This is a genomic window from Paraburkholderia sp. Ac-20342 (assembly GCF_017104985.1).
Classification (GTDB): domain Bacteria; phylum Pseudomonadota; class Gammaproteobacteria; order Burkholderiales; family Burkholderiaceae; genus Paraburkholderia.
Window position 1 is genome coordinate 1 of the sequence record NZ_JAAGPQ010000225.1, and the last position, 831, is coordinate 831.

Here is an 831-nt window from a genome sequence, read left to right on the forward strand (position 1 = left end):
GGGCTGTGGGCTGTGGGCTGTGGGCTGTGGGCTGTGGGCTGTGGGCTGTGGGCTGTGGGCTGTGGGCTGTGGGCTGTGGGCTGTGGGCTGTGGGCTGTGGGCTGTGGGCTGTGGGCTGTGGGCTGTGCAAACGATTCTGCCAAGTATGCGTGGTGAGGGCTCAATCTTTTTCGGAGCGCGCCGTTATTGCATGTGCTCAGGCAAACTGATTAGACCTTCATGGCACAACGCATTCCCTTGTCCCGCCACACAGGCGCCGCCCGCGCGCGGCATGCCAAAGCCATGCTGTTGCCCATGCCTCGTCAGATCGCCGACGATCTCGCGTTACGGGTACATCTGTCGCTCGACGCGTTGCGTCGCGGTGCCGGCAGCAAAACCGACGCGCAGACGCTCACGCAGATCATGCTGCTAACCGGTTATCTGGCAGAAGCCGGCTTCGGTTCGATGAACCACGAAGAGTTCTGCGCCGCGGATCGCACGGCGGCAGCGGTATTCGACACCGGCAGAGAAAACGATACATGGCAGCTCGACGACACGGGATTCTCGCTTTTTTCGTCGATCGCGACGAATTACGATCGACAACTGCACCGAGCACCGCTTTGGGCCATCACGGAAGCAAGCGAACGACTCGATCGTTTTATTGCTGGCCGATCTGAGCCAACGCGCAAGCAAGCTTAGCCGGCTTTGCGTGAGGTACTCTGAATACAAGCGCTTCGTACCCGGTCTCGATGAAGGTCAGGACAGGTCCGTTGACGTGGCAGCTCGATCCGCTGATGGACGATCAGGAACTCGACTCACGGCAATCGACCGGCGCGGTGTACTGGGAAGGTG

The 831-nt window shown here is 60.6% G+C and carries 1 protein-coding gene and 1 pseudogene; both read left to right on the forward strand.

Annotated features, from left to right (window positions below; translation table 11 throughout):
* Nucleotides 1–219: 219 nt before the first annotated feature.
* Complete coding sequence (locus G3N58_RS33865; protein ID WP_206001373.1) at nucleotides 220–678, forward strand: hypothetical protein; 459 nt, start codon at nucleotides 220–222, stop codon at nucleotides 676–678.
* A 26-nt stretch (nucleotides 679–704) separates the two neighbouring features.
* A pseudogene (locus tag G3N58_RS33870) lies at nucleotides 705–831 on the forward strand (lipocalin family protein); the annotation flags it as partial.

What these genes read in the sequence shown, in the direction of transcription:
- G3N58_RS33865 (WP_206001373.1), top strand. Translation starts at nt 220, where the DNA reads ATGGCACAACGCATTCCCTTGTCCCGCCACACAGGCGCCGCCCGCGCG.